Origin of the sequence: Caballeronia sp. TF1N1 (assembly GCF_022878925.1) — a bacterium.
Lineage (GTDB): Bacteria > Pseudomonadota > Gammaproteobacteria > Burkholderiales > Burkholderiaceae > Caballeronia.
On the sequence record NZ_CP084628.1, the window covers coordinates 160,354 to 181,061 of the forward strand.

Consider the following 20,708-nt stretch of genomic DNA (forward strand, 5'->3'; position numbering starts at 1 on the left):
AGTTTTGGATGGTGCGTCTCGGCGTCTGAATACGTCATTCATGCGCACCCGTTGCGCGCTTCGCCGTCCGACAAACCACACCACATGCCAGCCGCGACGCGCACCATCTTTCGCTTCGATGAGCCTTGACTGAGATCGCGATGATTAAGGCCATACTAAGCTTTGGATACTTAGGCGACCCTTAGCAAGCCGTTTCGCGTGATGGATTACATTACGCATACGCATGGCGACAAGGCACCAGACGTGTGGTTCTTTTGACGTGAACGTGAGGGTTTGCTAGACGTGCCGATGCGTGTCGACGCGCGAGGCGTCGACACGGCTTTCGTCGTGAGGGCGTTACACCTGCGCGTAAATCGAACTGCCCAAGGTTAGCGTGGTGGCGTTGCTCGCCGATGCAAAGCGAATCTCGTAGAGATCGCGGCCGAAGTTGCCCGGCACCTTAACCGACATGCCGCCGCGGTCATCTGCAAGCGGCACGAAGAGTTGATAGCGAAGGTCGCTATTGCCGTACAGTACGTAGCCCGGCAATTCGGGCAGGCTGGTGAGATACGCGGGCTCGTTGCCGTCGACCACTATTGGCACCGCTGTCGGCGAGTCGTTCGTCACGCGCCATTGCGTGCCGAGGCGTTGCTGCCACGCGGCGTCGAGTGGTGCGAGCGCGGCAAGGTGCTGGCCGATGGGTAACGTAAGGAAGGCATAGCCCGCGCCAGGGACGACGCGCTTCATCAGATAACGATAGCTGAATGGGGTGCCGTCCTCGTCGGTTCCGGTGACGACCGCGAAACGGTACGAGGCCGTATCGCTATTGCTCCAGTACCATCCGTCGCTGCGGTACTGATAGGCGCCCGCGCCAAGCTGCCCCCACGCGCGCGTCACACCATTCCACTGGTTGAGTTGCACACTGCCGTCGCCGTTGGCGATCACCTGAAGCGGCGAGTCCGAGTTGCCGTAGATGCCGGCCGTGTCCGCAATAACCGGACCCGTAGCCGCTGAAGGCGCCGTGCCGCCGACCGTGGGCGGCAGCGCGGCGATGGTGCCGTCCTCTTTCAATGCCGAAAGCACGATGCTCTCCGCAAGCTTGCGCGCGTCGTAGCCCGTATTGCCGGTCACCATCAACGCCAGTTGCGCCTTCGGCACGATGAAGAATTCGCTCGTGAAGAAGGCCGTGCCGCCGTCCTTTTCCCATCCGAGAACGCCGGCAGCGGCCAGCCCCGGTTGCACGACTGAATCCCATGCGAGACCCCAACGCCATTCCGGTGATGGATTGATCAGGAGCCCCGCCGTCTGGTCCGTACCCATCTGCGCGATGCCCGCCGCGGACACGATCTGCTTGCCCTCGAACGCGCCGCCGCCGAGGAACATCCGCGCGAGATTCATCATGTCGCCGGGCGTCGAACTCAGCCCGCCCGTCGCGTAAGCGTTGACGAACTCCTGATATTGCGTGCCGTTCACATAGGGATACGAGAACGAGCCATCGGTCGGCACACTTGTCAGATAACTCGAATTGGTCATCTTCAGCGGCGCGAGAATGTTCGTCTCGACGAAGCTCGCGAAGCTTTGCCCGGTCATTGCCAGGACGAGTTGCTCCACCATCGTGAAGCCGTCGTTGCAATACACCGCAAGCTCGCCCGGCAAATGCTTCAGATGAGTGTTGGCGAGCTCGGCCTGCGTGTCGGCCGCATAGCCGGGAACCGGCGAGAACGTGAAGAGATTGCGCGAATTGGTACCGGGAAAACCCGACGAATGCGACAGCAGATGGCGTGTCGTGATTCGCGTGTACTCGGGGGAAAGCATCGAGAACGTGGGCAGATAGCGGACGATGGGAGTATCGAGCGTAATCAGTCCACGGTCCTGGAGGATCGTTGCGGCAAGCCCTGCAAACAGCTTGCTGACCGATCCGATATTGAAGCGCGTCGCTGTCGTGGCCTGGGTCTGGCTCGGCACCGACGATGCGCCGAACGCCTGCTGCCACACGACGTCGTTGCCCTTGAGCATGGCAACCGAGATGGCGGCCACGGGCTGCGCCGTATTGCCGATGGCTTGCTGGATAGCCTGCTGGCCCATCGCAATGGTCTGCGGGTAAGAGGCGGCGTGGTTGTCGTCGCCGCCGCAACCGGGCAGCAGTGTCGCTAGCATGCCTGCGCCGGTGAAACCGAGGAACTGCCGGCGTCCCGAGCTGGAAGGTTTGTCGTTATTGCGGTCAGATGGAAGCACGGCGGTTCTCCTTGTTGATCCAGAGCCTACGTAGTGCGGTTTCTGCCTTGCGCGGCGAATTATAGCCTTCCTAACGGCTTCTTAGCATCGAAAATTTTGCTCTTCGGTGCGGTGTATTCGTCTCCCGTCGACATCGCCTGGACAAGCGTCATTTGCCGCTTCGCCTTTCTTGCGAAGCGGCTTTGCATGAGTCGTCGCTTAGCGATTTTGCGAACGCAAGGTAACGGCCCAGAAAACGAGCGCAGCCACACTTACGGCGAACCCGAGGACGCAGACACCCATCCAGCCCGCTTGCGCATACACGTAAGTGGACGCCGCCGCGCCGATACCGCTCCCCGCCGAATAGAAAAGCATGTAGCAGCCCACGAGACGCCCGTGCGACGCAGTCTGGCCGCTCAAAATCATGCTTTGATTGACCACGTGCACTGCCTGGCCGCCGAGGTCGAGCAACGCGATTCCCACCATCAACGCGATCATGCTCTGCGACATGAGGCTTATGGGTATCCACGAAGTCACAAGACAGATCAGCGCGATGCCAGTGGTCCACTGACCGAGACCTCGGTCGGCCAGATAGCCCGCCCTCGCTGCGGCCAGCGCCCCGATTGCGCCGACCAGCCCGAACGCGCCGATCTGTGTATGCGACAGCGAGTGCGGCGGCGCGCTGAGCGGCAAGACCAGCGCGCTCCAGAAAATACTGAACGCCGCGAACATGAAAAGGCCGATCACGCCACGAACCCGCAACACGCGCTCGGATGCAAGCAGCATGAACATCGACCTTAGCAGTTGAGCGTAGGTCAGCTTGAGCGGGCTCATGCGCGGCGTCGGCACTGCGTTCCAAAGCACGAGCAGCATGACGGCCGCCAATAGACCCGATATGAGATACACCGAGCGCCATCCTGCAAGGTCGGTGATGACGCCAGCGAAGCAACGCGCCATTAGCAACCCGACTACCACGCCGCTTTGCGCGGCGCCAACTACGCGACCGCGTTCCGATTGATGCGCAAGTGTCGCCGCGTACGCGATCAATCCTTGCGTCATCGCGGTGCCCAGCATGCCGACGCCGACCATGCCGATGAGCAATATCGCCGGCGAATGCGCGAAGCCGACCATGGCCAGAGCAGCCGTGAGAAAGACGAGCTGTATGCACATCAAGACCTTGCGGTTAAGCAGATCGCCAAGCGGTACGACCAGCAACAACGCCAGCGCGCAGCCAACTTGCGTTGCCGTGATGACGCCGCCAACGGCTGCCTGCGTAATGCGGAAGTCTTCGGCAATGGCGTCGAGCAGGGGCTGCGCGTAGTAGACGTTCGCGACACTTACCGCGCAGCACACTGCGAGCAGCAAAACGAGGACGGACGGCAGTGAGCTAGGCGCATGTTCTGCGGGAATGTCGATTTGTTCTGTCGCGTCGCACGGTGTGCTTCCAGCATTCATGGATCGCCCTGCCCTTATATCTTTAACTAGTTTCACAATGCAACTAGAATCCAGTCTAGACAAACTTGTTTTAAAATGCAACTGGTTGAGGTGGGTCGCTAAGACGGATATCGGTTCGGATTTGACTGGAGAAATGCAAATGGCGCAGCGCAAAAGTCTTGCGGATTCATCGTGTCCCGTCGCACGGGCACTCGATATCGTGGGCGAGCGATGGGCGCTGCTTATCGTGCGCGATGCGTTCGACGGCGTGCGTCGCTTCGGCGAGTTTCAGGAAAGTCTCGGGATCGCGCGCAATATTCTCACCGACCGCTTGCGACTCCTCGTCGATGCGGCCGTGCTCGAAGTGGTTCCTGCGTCGGACGGCTCCGCCTATCAGGAATATGCGCTAACGCCGAAGGGCGAAGCGCTGTTCCCCGTGATTGTCACGTTGCGGCAATGGGGTGAAGCCAACCTTTTCGCACGCGGCGAAAAGCACTCGCAGCTAATCGATCGTGCGAGCGGTAAGCCGGTGGCTAAGCTGACGTTGCGTACGGCTAGCGGTATCGCGCCCGCGGCACGTGGAACATACGTTAAGAAAGTCACGGCGTGACGATCTTTTTCGGTGTGAAAGGCACTCAGAACAATTGATTTCAACGTTGAGTAAACCAGACTGCGCCGATGAATGGTCTGGGCCTACTCAAGGTCATCCGCCTTTGAGATCGTCAACTCGCCCGACTTAACGATCGCATGTTTCAGTCGCTGAACTTAATTGCACGGTCTCCGCTTGATTCGTTGCCTTCGGCGCGTCGACGGATTCGTCTGCGGTGCCGACACGAGTGCATTGTGGCTTAGCGAGTTCGAACCATCATTCGATTGACGCCATTGCGTGCGGGCTCTCCTTGCCATGTACTCTTGGCACTCGACAACAGACCTTCAAAGCGCAGCCGCGTCTGCCTTGGAGATCGTGGGTCGGAGACAAGTCCCAAGGTGTCTGTTTGTGACGTTCACTTTCTAGAGCGCTGTCTGCCGCTTTAATACACCCCCAATTTCGAATGCGTATGGACGCTTGCCCTTAAAAGCCGTCTTTATAATTTTTAGCGTTTAAATTCATTCACTTAGAAAATAGTAACCGCCTTGGTGGCTTGCTTGGCATGCCTCTCGCATATGTAGCTGCGAGCGTAACAAGTTATCGCTCGACCAACCCAACCACTTAGGAGATTCACCATGCTGACGATCAAAGACCTCGCCGCTTCCAAAGAACTCGACCGTGCTGAAATGGGCGCCATCACGGGCGGTAGCTCGTTCTTCTCGAACGCCGGTATCAACAGCAACGTTCAAGCAGGCGGTCTGTCCTTCGCTTCGCCGCAAGCGAACATTGCACCTGTCACGCAAGTCGATGCATCGACCACCACAAACGTCGATCTCAAGACCGTCAACAAGTCGATTACCGCCGTGGGCAGCCTGCTCGGCGGCATGGCGCTTTAATTCACACCATCCAATCACATCGTTTAGGAGATTCATCATGCTGACCATCAAGAACCTCGTTGCTTCCAAGGAACTCGACCGCGCTGAAATGAGCGCCATCACGGGCGGTAATTCGCTCTTCTCGAACGCCGGTATCAACAGCAACGTGCAAGCTGGCGGCGTGTCGTTCGCTTCGCCGCAAGCGAACATTGCACCTGTTTCGCAAGTCGATGCATCGACCACCACCAACGTCGATCTCAAGACCGTCAACAAGTCGATCACCGCTGTGGGCAGCCTGCTCGGCGGCTTGGCGCTTTAATTCACACCATCCAAACACATTTCTTAGGGGAATTATCATGTTGACCATCAAGAACCTTGCTGCTGAGAAAGAACTCGATCGCGCTGCAATGGGCTCCATCGCGGGCGGCTTCTCGATCTTCTCGAACACCGGCGTCAACTCGAACTATCAGGCAGGCGGCGTGTCTTTCGCGAGCCCGCAAATCAACGTCGCACCGGTCACGCAAGTCGATGCCTCGCAACACACGAACGTAGACGTCAAGAGCATCACCAAGTCGGTCGATGCGCTCGGCAGCATGTTCGTCGGTATGAAGGCCTAAGGGCTCGCAGGCTCAGAGAGGGAAGGACCACGTGCCTTCTTCTCTCGTTGATTCTTGCCGTTAAGTCCGAGCCTCAACGAGAGGACCGTATCTCCTTGCGGCCCTCTGGGTGAAGTGTTTTAGCCCGCTTGTTAGCGGGCTTTTTTTGCGTCCGATCAAAGCGACGGTACGACATGCTCCCTCGAAAAACCACGAGCGATAAATCGTCCACCGCGTCGAAGATACTCCGCCAGCAAATTTATCCGGTTGACAACGCTTTTTGGCCAGAGAAACCTGACGTTGTGCAATGCACCAATCTGGCTAAATCGCGGCAGAAGCCAGGAATACACGTCACGCCGCTCAACGTTCATCTTCGAGGTCCTGTCATGCGACTTTCCATCCTGCTGGCTGCACTCACGACCTGTCTGACCTGTACGGCACGCGCAGAAAATCCGGCTTCGCCACAAGACTCGGCCATGTACCTTTCGAGTGTCGTCGGCAATTCGCAGATGAACGCAAATCCGCAACTGGTGCAGCCAGTCAGCGCGTCGTCGGACAAACCATGCACGTCACCCGGAAGACGGGTTCAGCGGGACATTCGTGGGTCGATCGACGGTGGCTCGCGCTGCGACAATGCAACGGCCACCGCGTTCTGACGACACGCGCGAAGCAGCGTGTTCGACGATTGCGACGCATGCATCACTTTAGGTGTAGCTGCTCGACGACAAGCGCAGGACAACGAGTTCACTCAGAGGCCGCTCAAGTGCGAGCGCGGAAACGGCCCTAGCATTGCTCGATGCATCGCGCACCTTCGCGCCGCCAAAAACCAGCACGCGCAATGCCGCGCTTAAGAGGAAGAGGGACGCGCCTTAAAAGTCGTCGGAAAAACTCAGTTCATAGTCGACGCTCGCGCCCACGCGCAACTCACGGCCCGCGCCGTCAAGAGCAATCGCGTTCTGCCCGAACGTGAGGCCGCCATCTACACGAGCATTAGCGCGCCAGCCCATCATCACGTCGAGCGGTTCGTTGGGCCATTGCGCGTCGCGCACGCCGTGCGTCTGATCGACCGTCGTGATCGGACAGCGCGCGCACGGCTTCACCATGCGCAACACGATGCCATCGACCGAGATCGTATCGATGAAGTCTTCCTCGAAGGCGTCGAGACCGCTCAAGACGACATTGGGCCTGAAGCGATTCATCGGCACGCGCGGCGCGCCCTTTGCTTCGAGACGCGCGTTGAGATCGTCGAGCGAGGCGTGGTTGGTGACGAGCAGCGGAAAGCCATCGGTGAATTGCGTGGGTGCGTCGGCATCGCGCGTCCACGTCTTGCTCGCGAGGCGCGTGACGTCGTCGGCAAAGCGCACGAGCCGCACGGGAACGCCGAGGCGTGCGGAGAACCAGCGCGCGGCGCTCACGCCTTCGTCGAACGCCTCGAAGTGATCGCGCCAGACATTCACGGCGACGCGCGCCGGGTCTTTCTCGTGCGCAAGCGGCACTTCGAGCGGTTCGGCAGCATCGGGGGAATTCAGCACGAGCGCATCTGCCGTGAGCGTTGGAATGATGCGCGCCATCGCCGGGAATTCGCGTTGCGAGACGAAGCGCCCGTTTTCGTCGATGACCATCCAGTGGCGATCCCACGGAAACCCGTGAACGGCAAGCTGCACGCAATCGAGTGCGATTGCGCCGCATGACTTGACTGGATAGACGAATAGCGCGCTGATGGTAGGCATGATCGGGATGTTCGATGGCGCGAACCGCTGTTCTGGAAAAGCGCCATTGTCCCGTGCTCATATTGTTCCGGCAAGCGGTGCGCTCATACGCTTTACAACCGTCTCCCCGCATCCGCCGTGACGCGCTCGATCAACCGCTGCACACGAAGCGCATCATCGCCGCTGACGCTCGGCGCGCGATCATCCCGCACGGCATCGAAAAAGTCCTTCAACAACGCACGATGCGCGGCGTGCGAGAAGTCCATCGGCTTCGCACCGAAGCCCGACGACGAAGGATCGCGGAACTCGTCGATGCTTCCATCACGGAAAAACACGCGCAAGTGCCCGCCTTCGAGCGTTGCCGTGCCTTTATCGCCGATTAACTCGATGCGCTCCGGAAAGCCCGGAAACGCCGCCGTGGTTGCAAGAAGATGACCCACGGCGCCGCTCGCGAACGTAAGCGAAGCGCTTGCAAAGTCCTCGGACTCCATCGTGTGCAACGCGGTGGTCGCGGTAGCCGCCGCGACCGAGGACACATCGCCCGCCAGCCACAGAAGAATGTCGAGCGAATGAATTGCCTGCGTCAACAACACGCCACCGCCATCGCGCGCATAAGTGCCACGGCCCGGTTCGTCGTAATAGGATTGCGGCCGCCACCAGCGCAGATCGAGTCCCGCGCATGCAATCGAACCAAGCGCGCCACTCGCCTTCACTTCCGCCAGCCGCTGCACGGCGGGACGAAAGCGATTTTGAAACACCACACCGAGTTTGCATTCCGCAGTACGGCAGATATCGACGATGCGCGTGGCGCGCGACATCGACACATCGAGCGGTTTCTCCAGCATCACGTGCTTGCGCATTGCGGCGGCCTGTTCGACCAGTTCGAGATGCGTATTCGGCGGCGTGAGGACGAGCATGGCGTCGATGGTCGCGTCGTTCAATATCGCATCGACAGACGCGCCGACAGGAAACCCATGCGCGCTGGCGAACCGTTCTACTCGTTCAGGCGAACGGCCGACGACCGCCACGACCTCCACTTCCTCACGCAATTCATTCAATGCGAGCGCGTGAGGCGTTGCAGCCAATCCAGCGCCGACCATCGCGATTCGAATTTTGCGCATCGAGCCTTCCTTGGGCGTTGATGTGTCACACGATCGTCGTCAGCTCCGGAACGGCTTCGAAAAGATCCTGAGCCAGACCATAATCCGCGACGCTGAAAATAGGCGCTTCCGGGTCCTTGTTGATGGCGACGATGACCTTGCTGTCCTTCATCCCGGCCAGATGCTGAATCGCGCCCGAGATGCCGACCGCCACGTACAACCGCGGCGCGACGATCTTGCCCGTCTGACCCACTTGATAGCTGTTCGGCACGTAACCCGCATCCACCGCCGCGCGCGACGCGCCCAGCGCAGCACCGAGTTTATCAGCGAGCGGTTCGAGCACCGTCGTGTAGTTCTCGCCATTGCCGAGGCCGCGTCCACCCGATACGATGATCGAAGCCGAAGTCAGTTCCGGCCGATCCAGCTTCGTGACTTCACGGCTGACGAATGACGAGATGCCAGCGTCGGCTGCCGCTTCGATCTTCTCGATCGATGCACTGCCGCCTTCTGCTGCCACCGGATCGAAGCCCGTTGCACGCACCGTGATGACCTTGATCGGATCGCTCGATTGCACCGTTGCGATAGCGTTGCCCGCGTAGATCGGACGCTCGAAGGTATCGGCGCTGTCGACGGCGGTAATGTCGCTGATCTGCGCGACATCCAGATGCGCTGCGATACGCGGCGCGATGTTCTTGCCATAGGCCGTCGCGGGCGCGAGGATGTGCGAATAGTCCTTCGCGATATTCAGCACCGTGCCCTCGACATTCTCGGCCAGACCTTCGGCGAGTTGAGGCGCATCCGCAAGCAGCACTTTAGATACGCCCGCGATCTTCGCTGCTGCATCGGCCGCGCCCTGCGCGTTCGCACCCGCGACCAGCACATGGATATCGCCACCGATTTTTGCCGCCGCCGCTACCATGTTCAACGTCGCGGCCTTGATGGACGCGTTGTCGTGTTCCGCAATTACCAGAATCGTCATCAGATCACCTTCGCTTCGTTTTTCAACTTCTCGACCAGCGTCTTCACGTCCGGCACCACCACGCCCGCCGAACGCTTCGGCGGTTCCGCGACTTTCAGCGTCTTCAGTCGCGGCGTCACGTCAACGTCAAGATCAGCGGGCTTCAAAGTCTCCAACGGCTTCTTCTTTGCCTTCATGATATTGGGCAGCGTGACATAGCGCGGCTCGTTCAGGCGCAAATCGGCCGTCACCACCGCAGGCAGCTTCAACGACAACGTTTCGGCGCCGCCGTCGATCTCGCGCGATACCGTCGCCTTGCCGTCCGTCACCACCACCTTCGATGCAAACGTCGCTTGCGGCAAGCCTGCCAGCGCGGCGAGCATCTGGCCGGTCTGATTGCAATCGTCGTCGATAGCCTGCTTGCCCAGAATCACGAGCTGCGGCTGTTCCTTGTCGATGAGCGCCTTCAGTATCTTCGCCACGGCGAGCGGTTGCAGTTCATCGCCGGACTCGACGAGAATGCCGCGATCCGCGCCAAACGCCAGCGCGGTACGCAAAGTCTCCTGGCACTGCGCGACGCCGCACGATACCGCGACGACTTCCGTCGCCACACCTGCTTCGCGCAGGCGCACGGCTTCTTCCATCGCGATCTCGTCGAAGGGATTCATCGACATCTTCACGTTGGCGAGTTCGACGCCGCTGCCGTCGGACTTGACGCGCACCTTCACGTTGTAATCCACCACTCTCTTCACTGCCACGAGGATTTTCATGAGCTAACCGTCCTTCAACGAATGCAAGTATCACTTGATGATCAACACCTTCGACCGATCGAAAGCCACGGTGACGGCAACGATCAGGATCAGACCGAACACGATCTGCTGCGCGAACACGCTGATGCCGACGAAGGTCATGCCCACGCGTGCCACCGACACCAGCAGTGCACCGACGAGCGTCCGCCCAATGCCGCCCGCGCCGCCCGTCAGCGCCGTGCCGCCGACGATCACGGCCGCGATGGCCGGCAAAAGGAATTGATCGGCAAGCGTGGGCGAACCGCTTCCAAGACGCCCTGCCATCACGACGCCCGCCAGTCCCGCGAAGAACGACGAGGTGCCGAACACGAGGCACTTCGTGGTCGACACGCGCACGCCCGAGGCAATGGCGGCGGGTTCGCCCGCGCCAATGGCATCGGTGCGACGGCCGAACACCGTCGAGCGATGCAGGAACAGGCAGAACAGAAACACGGCGGCGCCAAGCAGGATTTCATGCGGCACGCCGAACGAAGTACCCGTGGTCCATCCAAGCGATTCATTGCGCATCTCGTCGCTGATGCCGATGGAACGCGTACCCGACAACGTCAACGCCGCCGCCGATGCAATGCCGCCGACCGCGAGCGTCGCGATGAACGAGGGAATGCGCAGCACGGTCTGAATGACGCCGCTCAAAAGCCCGATGCCGAACGAAGCCGCAAGCGCGATCACCGCCGCCATCGCGCCGTAACGCGGCAGCAGCATCGCGACGATCACGCTCGACAACGACGCCACCGCCTGCAACGAAAGGTCGATGCTGCCGAGCAAAACCACGAATGTCGTGCCGGCCGCCATGATGAAAAGCGTCGAGCTATCGGCAAGCAAACCGAGTTGTGTCGATGGCGCGAGAAAGCTCGGCTGTGCAATCTCGATCAACACGTAGAGCACGACGAGTGCGAGAAACGGCGCGTTGTCGCGCAGCTTCGCCGCGAGGGAAGCGTTTAGTTGTGGCATATCGACCTCAGACCATGTGTTCGACGATTTCGACCTGCGAAGGCTTGCGCCCGACTTCGCACGGCAGGATTTTTTCGGCGCGGCCGTCGCGCATCACCATCACGCGGTGACTGAGGCCGAGGATCTCTTCGAGCGTGTCGCCGGTCAGCACCACCGCCACACCGTCCGCCGTCAGTTCGCGGATCAGCTGATAAACCTCTTCCTTCGCGCCGACATCGAGACCGCGTGTCGGATGATCGAGCACGAGGATTCGGCTGCCTGCGAAGCGCCATTTCGCGAGCACCACTTTCTGCTGATTGCCGCCAGAGAGATTGCGGCACGACGCATCGGCGCCGGGCGTCTTGATGTGCAGACGTTCGATCCATTCGTTGGCAAACGCACGCTCGCGCGCCTTCTTCACGATGCCGCCACGGCTCACCGCATTGAGACGCGGCAAGGTCAGGTTCTGCGCGACGCTCATTTGCGTGACGAGACCTTCGACCTTGCGCTCGCGCGGCACGTAGCCAATGCCCAATGCAACGGCATGATTCGCATGCGGCTTCAGATGCGTGCTGCCCACCAGCACTTCGCCGCGATCGAGCTTTTCGAGTCCCGCGATGACGCGGCACAGTTCCTCGCGCCCCGAGCCGACCACGCCCGCGACTCCGAAGACTTCGCCGCAGCGGACATCGAAGGACACGTCATCGAGCACATGTCCGAGCGACGCGTGACGCACCGAAAGCGCTACATCGTCGCGGCAAGGCTTCTGCAGATTCTCGCGGTAATACTCGCCATGCAGCGTACGGCCCACCATCAGTTCATGCAGCTTCGTCACCGACGCCGTTCCCGACGCCATCTCGGACACGACCTTGCCGTCTTTCATGACATACACGCGATCGGAAAGTGACAACAGCTCGTCGAGCCTATGCGAGACGAACACGAACGAGGCGCGCGACTTCAGTTCGCGCACGAGGCCGAAGAGAATCTCGATCTCGCCTGCTTCGAGCACGGAGGTCGGCTCATCGAGCAAGATGATCGGCGTGCCGCCCGTGCGACTCGCCAGCGACAAGGCGCGCGCGAGTTCCACCATCTGCCGCTGACCGAAGGACATGTCTTCGCAGAGCGTCAATGGATCGATATTCAGACGCACGGTCGCCAGTTCCTTCTGCGCCGCGCGCTTGAGCTTCGACCAGTTGATGCGGCCGAAGGTCACGAACTGTTCTTCGCGCCCGAGAAACAGGTTCTCCGCGACCGTCAGGTTCGGCAGGATCGACTGCTCCTGATACACCATGGCGATGCCCTTGGAGGTCGCATCGCGCGGATTGCGAATCACGAGCGGCTTGCCGTTCAGCGTGATCTCGCCCGCATCCTGACGATACGCGCCGGTCAGGAGCTTCATCAACGTGGACTTGCCCGCGCCGTTCTCGCCGATAAGACCGACGATCTCGTTGGGCCGCACGTCGATGGACACATCGTCGAGCGCAAGTACGCCCGGAAAGCGCTTGGTGACATTCTTGAGTGACAGCATGTTCATCTCCTCACGCTCATTTGACGATGCGCCGGCGCGAACGATTCAGCGCGAGCGTTACCGCCGCGATGATCAGCACGCCTTGAATGCCCTGCTGCACGTAAGGCGGAACGCCGAGCAGCACCATGCCATTGCCGAGCACGATGACGATGAGCGTGCCGACGAGCGTGTTCATCGGGCTGCCGTTGCCGCCCGCGAGCGACGTGCCGCCGACCACGATTGCGGTGATCGCCACGAACAACTGACCATCGGCGATACGCGCGTGGCCCTGACCGTATTGCGCGACGGCCAGAATGCCCGCGACGCCATAGAACGCACCGGCCAGCGCGAAGACCGCAATGCGCACGCGCGATACCCGCACGCCGCTCAGACGCGCGAGGTCCTCGCCTCCGCCGATGGCAAGCGTATGCCGGCCGAGCAGCGTGTGCTTGTAGACGAACCACGCGATTCCCAGCACCAGCACCGCGATCCACACCGACAAAGGCAAGCCGAAATAACGCGTGATGGAGATGGCGCGCAACATCGGGTCGCTCACGCGGATGGTGTTTCCCGACAGCCACGCAGTGCCGATCCCGTCGCCACGAAGCCGACGGCAAGCGTCGTAATGAACGAAGGGATGCGCAGGAACACGTGCAGCACGCCATTGACGAGGCCGAGCAGCGCGCCCGCCGCGATCGCCACGGCGAGCACCCACAGCCCGTAGTGGTTATCGTTGTACGAGTTCTCGACCAGCATCGACACGGCAATCGCCGCGACCGCGACGATGCCTTCCGCCGACAGGTCGATGCTGCCGAGCTGAATCACGAACGCGGCGCCCAAGGCGATGGTCAACGGAATCGCCGCGCCCACCGCGATTCGCGACAGGTTCATCGGATCGAAGAAATCGTGGTTCAGCGCGCCGATGCAAAGACCGAGCGCCACCAGCACCAGAACGGGTGCGAATCTTCGCAGCAAAGCCTGCTTCGATACCAATGGAGTCCCGGTTGTTGTTATGCGGACGGCCTGCCGGGTGGGCGCCACGGTCAACTTGTTCATCGATAAATCACCGGACCCGACACGCGGGCATAGAGGTTGTTCCAGTCACCGCCAGGCGCGGCCGCCCGCTTGATGACGTCCTGGACGTTCGCCTTCGTCACGAACGTGGCCTTGCAATACGATTCTCGCCGGTCCTTCGGCAAGGCGGCCACATCGATCTTCTTGTCCTTCGCCTGCAAGCCCATCGACAAGCCGATGCCGCCAAGCCAATACGGGTCCCAGTCCACCGACGCGATCAGTTCGCCCGCCTTGATCGCGGCGAGTCCGGGCGGCGTGCCGTCCATGCCCGTCACCGGCATCTGGCCCGCGAGCCCTTCGGCGCGCAACGCTTCGATGGCGCCGAGCGCCATGTCGTCGTTCGCGGCCCATACGCCCTTGATCTTCGAGTTGAAGCGCGTCATCCACGCCTGCATGATCGGAAACGCCTTTTGCGAATTCCAGTCGGCCACCTGGAAGTCGAGCAACTGGATGTCGGGGAACTTCTTTAGCGCGGCTTCGAGACCGGCCTTGCGCTCGATCGCCGGGACATTGCTGAAGATGCCGCCGAGCGCGACGACGCCGCCCTTGCCGCCCATCGCCTTGAAAAGTTGCGTCGCCGCTTCCTCGCCGTACGCGACGCCATCGTAAGAAAGATGCGCCACGTAGTTCGGGTTGTTGTCCCACGGATGCAAGTCCTTCGGCTTGTTCCAGATCGTCGTCACGAACGCGCCCGCCTTCGAGCAGGCTTCGACGATCACGCGGGCATCGGCGGAGTCGTTGGGATCGACGTTGAGGACGAGGTTGCCGTTGGTACGTTGCAGGAGCGCGCGAATGTCGGCAATGCCTTTCTCGGAGCTGCCTTCGGTCGTCAGCGGTACATAAGGCAGGCCGGCGCTCGCGGCAAAGCCCTGCGCGCCCTTGTTGAATGCCGCGTGATAGGGATTGGTGAGCGAGCGGAACGAACAGGCGAGCGTCGTCTTGTCCGCGCCGAGCGACAGGCTCGACAAGCCGCCGCCCGCCACCGCGAATGCGGCTCCGGCGCCCAGCCTCATGAAGTCCCGGCGCGAGAAAGCCGTGCGTTGATGTTGTTCAGACATGATGTCTCCCACGAATGGAATAAATATACGGATAGTTATTTATGGCTCGAAGAATCCGATGCTGCCGAACCCTTCAGGCGCCTACGCCACGCTCACGGTGACGTCGTGCAGCGAGCGGCCCGCGTGCGCCGCCAGTTGGCCCGTCGCGGGCGCCTTCGCCGCAACGAGTCCGCGAATCAGGTCCGAGGCTTTCTCCGCGATCATCAGCGTCGGCGCGTTCGTGTTCGAACTGACGATACGCGGCATCACCGATGAATCCGCCACGCGCAGCCCTTCGATGCCATGCACGCGCAACTGCGGATCGACCACGGACATTTCGTCGATACCCATCTTGCAGGTGCCGACCGGGTGATAGCCCGTGCGTCCGTATTGCTTCGCGTATGCCTCGTATTGGGCCTGCGTGCGTACCGAGCCGCCCGGAAAGTGCTCGCTCTTGATGTACTTGGCGAGCGCGTTCTGACTCATGATTTCGCGGCTCTGACGAATGCCCTCCACGGCCACCTTGAGATCGTGGGGATCGCGAATGTAGGCAGGATCGATGACCGGTGCATCGGCGGGATCGGCGCTGTGAAGCGTGACGTTTCCACGGCTTCTCGGACGCAGGAAATACGAGTTCAGCGTGCAGCCCGAACCGGACGGCACCGGCGGCACGCCCGCTTCCACGCCCGCGCCCGGCAGAAAATGGAACTGCAGGTCGGGCGTCGGCACGTCGCTGGCCGAATACCAGAAGGCGCCGCCTTCCGCGATATTCGATGTCACCGGTCCCTTGTTGAAGATTTTGTATTCGAGACCGGCGAGCAGCATCATGTGCTTCTTCGCATACTTGTCGAGACTGTACGGACCGTTCAGCTCATAGACGATGTCGATGTCGAAGTGATCCTGCAGATTGGCGCCGACGCCGTCGAGTGCATGCAGCGGCTCGATGCCGACGCGTTCGAGATCCGCCGCGCGGCCGATGCCCGAGAGCATCAGTATCTTGGGCGAACCGATTGCACCCGCCGTCACGATCACCTCGCGCTCGGCGCGCGCCACGATCACATTCGAGCGCGCGTTCTGATCGGCATATTCGACGCCCACCGCGCGACCGTTTTCGATCACGATGCGCGACACGAGACAGTTCGTCTTCACGGTGAGGTTGCCGCGCGAGCGCGCCTGTTGCAGATAGCCGACCGCCGCGCTGCAACGCCTGCCGCCGCGCTGCGTGACCTGATACACGCCGACGCCTTCCTGCTGCGCGCCGTTGAAGTCGCTGTTATACGGCAGGCCCGCTTCCTGACCCGCCAGCACGAAGGCCTTGGTCAGTTCGTTGACGCTGATGAGATCGGACACGCCGAGCGGCCCGCCCACGCCGTGATACTCGTTGCACAAGCGCTCGTTGTCTTCCATGCGCCGAAGGTAAGGCAGGACGCCATCGCGAAAACCCCAGCCCGTGCAGCCTTCGCGTTCCCATGCGTCGTAGTCGGCGGGTTGGCCGCGCGTGTAGACCATCGCGTTGATGGAACCGCCGCCGCCGAGCACGCGGCCTTGCGCGAACGGAATTTGCCGCCGTTGCGTTTCCGCCGCCGCGACCGTGCGATAGCCCCAGGTCAGCGGGCCGCTCGTCATCTTGAAGAAGCCGACCGGCATATGGATGTACGGGTCGGTATCGGCGGGACCGGCTTCGAGCAGCAGCACACGGCTGCTTGCGTCTTCGCTCAGACGCGCCGCGAGCGCGCAACCCGCCGCGCCTCCGCCAACGATCACAAAGTCATACATTGCTGTCTCCGATTCTTTGTTCGCCACGAGTCGCGCGTGGCCGTCCGCGCGGCTCTCGAAGGCCGCTCTCGTGAACCACTCGCGCTATGCGATCCAGCGCGGCCGATTGCCAAGCTGCACATGCACGGACTTGATCTCCGTGTATTCCTCGACGCCGTAGCGTCCCGTCTCGCGGCCGATACCCGACTGCTTGAATCCGCCGATGGGCATTTCCGGTCCGCCGGTGATCGTGCAATTGACCCAGATGCGTCCGGCTTGCACATCGCGCAGACTCTTGAACGCGCCTTGCAGGTCGCGCGTCCAGATGCTCGCCGCGAGACCGTACGGCACGCCGTTCGCGAGTTGGATAGCCTCCTCGAAACCGTCGAACGGCGTCACTGAAAGAACCGGCCCGAAGATTTCGTCCTGCGCGAGCGAACTGCCCGGCTGTACGTTGCGAAACACCGTCGGCTGGATGAAGAAACGCTCGCCATCGCTGCTGGCGTTACCGCCGCAAACGAGTTGCGCGCCGTCGTGCGTGCCTGCATCGATAAAACCGCGAATCTTGTCGAACTGACGCGCCTCGACGATTGCACCGACATGATTCGACGCATCGAGCGGATCGCCCATGCGCACCTTGGCAAGCACCGCGCCGATACGGTCGACGAGCTCCGCTTCGACCGAGCGATGCACCACGAGCCGGCTGCCCGACACGCAGCACTGTCCTGCGTTGAACGCGATGCCGAAGGCGATGGCGTCGGCGGCGTCGTCGAGATCGGCATCGGCGAACACGATCTGCGGATTCTTGCCGCCGAGCTCAAGCCCTACCTTCTTCATGTTGCCGCCCGCCGCCGCGAGCACCGAACGGCCCACTTGCGTCGAACCGGTGAACGAGATCATGTCGACGTCCATGTGTTCGGCAAGCGCCTGCCCGACCACCGGACCGAGACCGGTCACGACGTTGACCACGCCGTCGGGCAGACCCGCTTCGGTGAGCAACGCGGCGAGCTTGAGCGTCGTGGTCGATGTCAGTTCGGACGGCTTGACGACCACCGTGCATCCCGCAGCCAGCGCGAAGGGCAGACGCTCCGAAAGAATGAAGAACGGAAAATTCCACGGCGTGACGATGCCGACGACTCCCACCGGCTGACGCATGACCAGCCCGAACATGTCGGCCCCGAGCGTGTCGTGCGAGTCGCCATGGACCACGCGTGCAAGGCCCGCCGCATATTCCCAGATGCCCGCGGCCGCCGTGATTTCGCCGCGCGACTGGCCGACAGGCTTGCCGCTTTCGAGCGTTTCGAGATACGCCAGCGTCTCGACGTTGTCGCGAATCAGGCGCGCGGCTTTCAAGAGGACCGTTGCGCGTTGCTCGCCGGATAAGCGCGACCAGCGGCCATCGTCGAAAGCGCGTCGAGCAGCGGCGACGGCTGTATCGAGATCGCTGGATGACGCACGCAGCGTCGCGGTGACGCCCACGCCGTGCCCCGGACTCTTGCGCGTCACCCATTCGGCGGATGAGCCCGCATGACTTTTTCCGTCGATGAACATCGGCGTGCGCAGCGGCTCGTCGGGAAGATGCAGCGAGGCTGCGAGTTCGCTCAAATCACTCATATCCGTCTCCATTCAACATTTCCGCGGTGCGCCCGGCATTCGCTGCAAGCGTGAGAACAAGGTCACTGCCTCACGTCAACGGAACCCATTCTGCACCATCCGGTTACTTCCGTACAAGCCGATTTTTGGTTTATAGTCGCTGACATACCGAGTGCCTTCAGGCATCCCGACCGCTCATTCTTCGACCACGCACATGACCCTCACCCCCGCTACGCCGAGAAGCGCATCCAAGTCCGCCGAAGCCGTCGTCACCCGTCAACCCAGACAGCGGGACCCCGAAGTAACGAAGGCCCGGATTCTCGATGCCGCGAAGAAAGAGTTCGCCAAGCTCGGCATGGCGGGCGCACGAGTGGAAGCCATCGCCACGCGCGCCAAGGCCAACAAGCGGATGATCTATCACTACTTCGGCAGCAAGGAGGAGTTGTTCGTCGCGGTGCTCGAAGACGTGTATGCCGACATCCGCTCCGCCGAACTCAAGCTCGACCTCGACCATCTCTCGCCCGAGGAAGCCATCGTCGCGCTCACCACGCATACCTGGAACTACTACCTGAAGAACCCCGAGTTCATGACGCTCGTGAACAGCGAGAACCTGCATCGCGCGCGGCACGTCAAGAAGTCGCAGCGCTTCAAGGAATTGCACCAGGGCTTCATTTCGATGCTGCAACGTATCCTCGATCGCGGCGTCGAAGCGGGCGTGTTTCGTAGTGGCGTCGATGCGCGGCAACTGCATATCACCATGGCTGCCATCGGCTATTACTACCTCACGAATCGCTTCACGAGCGGCGTGATCTTCGACATCGACTTCATGGACAAGGCGGCACTCAAGAGCCGTCTCGACTTCAATATCGACACCATCCTTAGGCTCGTGCGGCCCTGAAAACGGCACGGCGAGCATCTTGGGCAGCGGCGTTGCCATGTCACGCCACCTTCTCTTGCGCCGCCGACATACGCGCGAGCAACGCTGCATCGAGGAGCGGACGAAACGCCATGCGCGCCAGCACGTCGCGCTCTATATCCACGCCGTCCGCAACCTCGATCAGCCGCACGCCTTCGGCTTCCAGCCGGAACACCGCCCGCTCGGTCACGTAAAGCACTTCCTGCGCGCTACGCAATGCCTGCTCGCCGCTGAACGTGATGTGCTGCACGCGTTCGACGAGCTTCGGCACGCTGCCCGGCGACACGATCTTCAAGCGCGTTCCCGCCTGCTCGACATCCAGCCCTTTCGCCTCGAAACTCCCGCAAAACACGATCTTGCGTGCGCCTTGCGTGATGTCGATGAAGCCACCCGGTCCGACGACCGTCGACCCGAGCTTCGACACGTTGATGTTGCCTGCGCCATCCATTTCGCCCATGCCGAGAAAGGAGACATCGACGCCGCCGCCGCTGTAGAAATCGAATTGATCGACACTCGACAGAATGGCGTGCGCATTGCGCGCGGTGCCGAACATGGGGCCGTCGAGCATCGCGCCGTTGTGAATGCCCTGCTCGACCGATCCCCAGAACGTGCCGAGACGCCCTTGCTCCGCGAGCAGCGCGGGAATGCCGCCCGGAATGCCGAAGCCGAAGTTGGCCGATTGTCCTTCGTGCAGTTCGAGCGCCGCGCGTGCCGCGATGATGCGGCGAATGCCCGTCGGCACTTCGTAGAAGCCTTCGCCGATGGTACACAGCGCTTCACCGCTCAAGGCCGCGTCGTAGTCCGACACCACGCATTGCACTTGCTCCGGTGTCTCCACGAGCGTGTCGACGAGAATGCCCGGAATGCGCACGAGCCGCGCCGGCACGTAGCCTTCCGGGGCGCGCTCCTTCACCTGCACGATCACGCGGCCGTCGCTGTTATGCGCGGCGAGCGCGGCGGCGTAGACATCGAGGTCGGCCGGTTCGCGGCGCAGCGTGACATTGCCGCTCTCATCCGCCGATGAACCGCGCACGATGGCGAAATCCACCTTGAACGGCTTGTAGCGCAGGTATTCGCGGCCATCGAGTTCGATCAGCTCGACGAGGTCTTCGCTTGCGCGCTCGTTGATCTTCCCGCCATCGATACGCGGATCGACGAAGGTGCGCAGTCCCACATGCGTGACGAGTCCGGGCCGCCCCGCGCCAATCTCGCGCAGCAACGTGCTGATGGCGCCGGCGGGAAAGCTGTAGGCCTCGAAGGCGTTGTCGCGAGCGAGCTTCTGCATGGCGGGCGCCCAGCTCCAATGTCCGCCGATCACGCGTTTGACCATGCCCTCATGCGCAAATCGGCCGAGGCCGCTGCCCTTTGCGTCACCGATGCCGAGCGCGTGGACGATGGTCAGATCGCGCGGATGTCCCGTCTCGAGAAAGCGCTTTTCGAGTTGGGCAAGCACGGCGTCGGCTTCGAGCAGCCCGCCGCCGGAACCCGCGAGTGCGATGGTCGCGCCATCGAAAATCTGCCCGACCGCAGCGGCAGCATCCGTCCACTTGTTCACTGAAAGCTCCTTTGGGAAGCAGCCGCAAAAGCCATTGACAGCGGCCATTCGTTGGTCTTAAATAACCCACCAGATGGT

Annotated in this window: 20 protein-coding genes; 6 read left to right on the top strand and 14 right to left on the bottom strand. The window is 61.5% G+C overall.

Annotated elements, in window-relative coordinates; all coding sequences use genetic code 11:
* Window positions 1-336 precede the first annotated feature (336 nt).
* Entirely contained in the window at window positions 337-2,136 is a 1,800-nt protein-coding gene (locus LDZ28_RS21560; protein WP_244831052.1) for a serine hydrolase, read from the bottom strand.
* A gap of 276 nt (window positions 2,137-2,412) precedes the next feature.
* Window positions 2,413-3,648, bottom strand: coding sequence for an MFS transporter (locus LDZ28_RS21565; RefSeq protein WP_244830520.1), 1,236 nt, complete (start codon window positions 3,646-3,648; stop codon window positions 2,413-2,415).
* A gap of 139 nt (window positions 3,649-3,787) precedes the next feature.
* On the opposite strand from LDZ28_RS21565, the gene LDZ28_RS21570 reads away from it, so the two are divergent.
* From LDZ28_RS21570 to LDZ28_RS21590, 5 genes are all read left to right on the top strand, one after another.
* Complete coding sequence (locus tag LDZ28_RS21570) at window positions 3,788-4,237, top strand: helix-turn-helix domain-containing protein (RefSeq protein ID WP_244830522.1); 450 nt, start codon at window positions 3,788-3,790, stop codon at window positions 4,235-4,237.
* Between the two features lie 614 nt (window positions 4,238-4,851).
* Window positions 4,852-5,112, top strand: coding sequence for a hypothetical protein (locus LDZ28_RS21575; RefSeq protein ID WP_244830524.1), 261 nt, complete (start codon window positions 4,852-4,854; stop codon window positions 5,110-5,112).
* Window positions 5,113-5,149: 37 nt separating this feature from the next.
* Window positions 5,150-5,410, top strand: coding sequence for a hypothetical protein (locus tag LDZ28_RS21580; RefSeq protein WP_244830526.1), 261 nt, complete (start codon window positions 5,150-5,152; stop codon window positions 5,408-5,410).
* 37 nt (window positions 5,411-5,447) lie between these two features.
* Window positions 5,448-5,708 carry a hypothetical protein gene (locus tag LDZ28_RS21585; protein WP_244830528.1) on the top strand — a complete coding sequence of 87 codons (261 nt, stop codon included), beginning with the start codon at window positions 5,448-5,450 and terminating at the stop codon, window positions 5,706-5,708.
* Between the two features lie 365 nt (window positions 5,709-6,073).
* A complete protein-coding gene (locus LDZ28_RS21590) occupies window positions 6,074-6,343 on the top strand; it encodes a hypothetical protein (RefSeq protein WP_244830530.1) in 270 nt (89 codons plus the stop codon).
* A gap of 213 nt (window positions 6,344-6,556) precedes the next feature.
* Here LDZ28_RS21590 and LDZ28_RS21595 read toward each other — a convergent pair whose 3' ends face one another.
* From LDZ28_RS21595 to LDZ28_RS21640, 11 genes are all read right to left on the bottom strand, one after another.
* A complete protein-coding gene (locus LDZ28_RS21595; protein WP_244830532.1) occupies window positions 6,557-7,417 on the bottom strand; it encodes an MOSC domain-containing protein in 861 nt (286 codons plus the stop codon).
* Window positions 7,418-7,509: 92 nt separating this feature from the next.
* The gene (locus tag LDZ28_RS21600) at window positions 7,510-8,517 is read right to left on the bottom strand and encodes a Gfo/Idh/MocA family protein (protein WP_244830534.1); all 1,008 of its coding nucleotides are present in this window, start codon (window positions 8,515-8,517) and stop codon (window positions 7,510-7,512) included.
* A 25-nt stretch (window positions 8,518-8,542) separates the two neighbouring features.
* Entirely contained in the window at window positions 8,543-9,475 is a 933-nt protein-coding gene (locus tag LDZ28_RS21605) for an electron transfer flavoprotein subunit alpha/FixB family protein (RefSeq protein ID WP_244830536.1), read from the bottom strand.
* The gene (locus LDZ28_RS21610) at window positions 9,475-10,224 is read right to left on the bottom strand and encodes an electron transfer flavoprotein subunit beta/FixA family protein (RefSeq protein WP_244830538.1); all 750 of its coding nucleotides are present in this window, start codon (window positions 10,222-10,224) and stop codon (window positions 9,475-9,477) included. The genes LDZ28_RS21605 and LDZ28_RS21610 overlap by 1 nt, the downstream gene beginning before the upstream one ends.
* Window positions 10,225-10,254: 30 nt before the next feature.
* Window positions 10,255-11,214, bottom strand: a complete 960-nt coding sequence (locus LDZ28_RS21615) for an ABC transporter permease (RefSeq protein ID WP_244830540.1) — start codon at window positions 11,212-11,214, stop codon at window positions 10,255-10,257.
* 7 nt (window positions 11,215-11,221) lie between these two features.
* Window positions 11,222-12,721 carry a sugar ABC transporter ATP-binding protein gene (locus LDZ28_RS21620; RefSeq protein ID WP_244830541.1) on the bottom strand — a complete coding sequence of 500 codons (1,500 nt, stop codon included), beginning with the start codon at window positions 12,719-12,721 and terminating at the stop codon, window positions 11,222-11,224.
* A gap of 16 nt (window positions 12,722-12,737) precedes the next feature.
* Complete coding sequence (locus LDZ28_RS32705; RefSeq protein ID WP_255784792.1) at window positions 12,738-13,256, bottom strand: ABC transporter permease; 519 nt, start codon at window positions 13,254-13,256, stop codon at window positions 12,738-12,740.
* Window positions 13,253-13,675 carry an ABC transporter permease gene (locus tag LDZ28_RS32710; protein WP_255784793.1) on the bottom strand — a complete coding sequence of 141 codons (423 nt, stop codon included), beginning with the start codon at window positions 13,673-13,675 and terminating at the stop codon, window positions 13,253-13,255. Before LDZ28_RS32710 ends, LDZ28_RS32705 begins: the two co-directional genes overlap by 4 nt.
* A 77-nt stretch (window positions 13,676-13,752) precedes the next feature.
* Window positions 13,753-14,832, bottom strand: coding sequence for a sugar ABC transporter substrate-binding protein (locus tag LDZ28_RS21630; RefSeq protein ID WP_244830542.1), 1,080 nt, complete (start codon window positions 14,830-14,832; stop codon window positions 13,753-13,755).
* A gap of 81 nt (window positions 14,833-14,913) precedes the next feature.
* Window positions 14,914-16,587: a GMC family oxidoreductase gene (locus tag LDZ28_RS21635; protein ID WP_244830543.1), complete on the bottom strand. Its 1,674-nt coding sequence runs from the start codon at window positions 16,585-16,587 to the stop codon at window positions 14,914-14,916.
* 84 nt (window positions 16,588-16,671) lie between these two features.
* A complete protein-coding gene (locus LDZ28_RS21640) occupies window positions 16,672-18,180 on the bottom strand; it encodes an aldehyde dehydrogenase family protein (protein WP_244830544.1) in 1,509 nt (502 codons plus the stop codon).
* A 193-nt stretch (window positions 18,181-18,373) separates the two neighbouring features.
* On the opposite strand from LDZ28_RS21640, the gene LDZ28_RS21645 reads away from it, so the two are divergent.
* Complete coding sequence (locus LDZ28_RS21645; RefSeq protein WP_244830546.1) at window positions 18,374-19,057, top strand: TetR/AcrR family transcriptional regulator; 684 nt, start codon at window positions 18,374-18,376, stop codon at window positions 19,055-19,057.
* A 40-nt stretch (window positions 19,058-19,097) separates the two neighbouring features.
* Here the strand turns inward: LDZ28_RS21645 and LDZ28_RS21650 are convergent, their stop codons facing one another.
* A complete protein-coding gene (locus LDZ28_RS21650; RefSeq protein ID WP_370652247.1) occupies window positions 19,098-20,630 on the bottom strand; it encodes an acyl CoA:acetate/3-ketoacid CoA transferase in 1,533 nt (510 codons plus the stop codon).
* Between the last annotated feature and the right edge of the window lie 78 nt (window positions 20,631-20,708).

Excerpts from the sequence above, each read along its gene's own strand:
- LDZ28_RS21620 (WP_244830541.1), bottom strand. The coding sequence starts at position 12,721 with ATGCTGTCACTCAAGAATGTCACCAAGCGCTTTCCGGGCGTACTTGCG.
- LDZ28_RS21635 (WP_244830543.1), bottom strand. The coding sequence starts at position 16,587 with ATGTATGACTTTGTGATCGTTGGCGGAGGCGCGGCGGGTTGCGCGCTC.
- LDZ28_RS21615 (WP_244830540.1), bottom strand. The coding sequence starts at position 11,214 with ATGCCACAACTAAACGCTTCCCTCGCGGCGAAGCTGCGCGACAACGCG.
- LDZ28_RS21565 (WP_244830520.1), bottom strand. The coding sequence starts at position 3,648 with ATGAATGCTGGAAGCACACCGTGCGACGCGACAGAACAAATCGACATT.
- LDZ28_RS21640 (WP_244830544.1), bottom strand. The coding sequence starts at position 18,180 with ATGAGTGATTTGAGCGAACTCGCAGCCTCGCTGCATCTTCCCGACGAG.
- LDZ28_RS21630 (WP_244830542.1), bottom strand. The coding sequence starts at position 14,832 with ATGTCTGAACAACATCAACGCACGGCTTTCTCGCGCCGGGACTTCATG.
- LDZ28_RS21570 (WP_244830522.1), top strand. The coding sequence starts at position 3,788 with ATGGCGCAGCGCAAAAGTCTTGCGGATTCATCGTGTCCCGTCGCACGG.
- LDZ28_RS21560 (WP_244831052.1), bottom strand. The coding sequence starts at position 2,136 with ATGCTAGCGACACTGCTGCCCGGTTGCGGCGGCGACGACAACCACGCC.
- LDZ28_RS21575 (WP_244830524.1), top strand. The coding sequence starts at position 4,852 with ATGCTGACGATCAAAGACCTCGCCGCTTCCAAAGAACTCGACCGTGCT.
- LDZ28_RS21610 (WP_244830538.1), bottom strand. The coding sequence starts at position 10,224 with ATGAAAATCCTCGTGGCAGTGAAGAGAGTGGTGGATTACAACGTGAAG.
- LDZ28_RS21585 (WP_244830528.1), top strand. The coding sequence starts at position 5,448 with ATGTTGACCATCAAGAACCTTGCTGCTGAGAAAGAACTCGATCGCGCT.
- LDZ28_RS21580 (WP_244830526.1), top strand. The coding sequence starts at position 5,150 with ATGCTGACCATCAAGAACCTCGTTGCTTCCAAGGAACTCGACCGCGCT.
- LDZ28_RS21600 (WP_244830534.1), bottom strand. The coding sequence starts at position 8,517 with ATGCGCAAAATTCGAATCGCGATGGTCGGCGCTGGATTGGCTGCAACG.
- LDZ28_RS21595 (WP_244830532.1), bottom strand. The coding sequence starts at position 7,417 with ATGCCTACCATCAGCGCGCTATTCGTCTATCCAGTCAAGTCATGCGGC.
- LDZ28_RS21590 (WP_244830530.1), top strand. The coding sequence starts at position 6,074 with ATGCGACTTTCCATCCTGCTGGCTGCACTCACGACCTGTCTGACCTGT.
- LDZ28_RS21605 (WP_244830536.1), bottom strand. The coding sequence starts at position 9,475 with ATGACGATTCTGGTAATTGCGGAACACGACAACGCGTCCATCAAGGCC.
- LDZ28_RS21645 (WP_244830546.1), top strand. The coding sequence starts at position 18,374 with ATGACCCTCACCCCCGCTACGCCGAGAAGCGCATCCAAGTCCGCCGAA.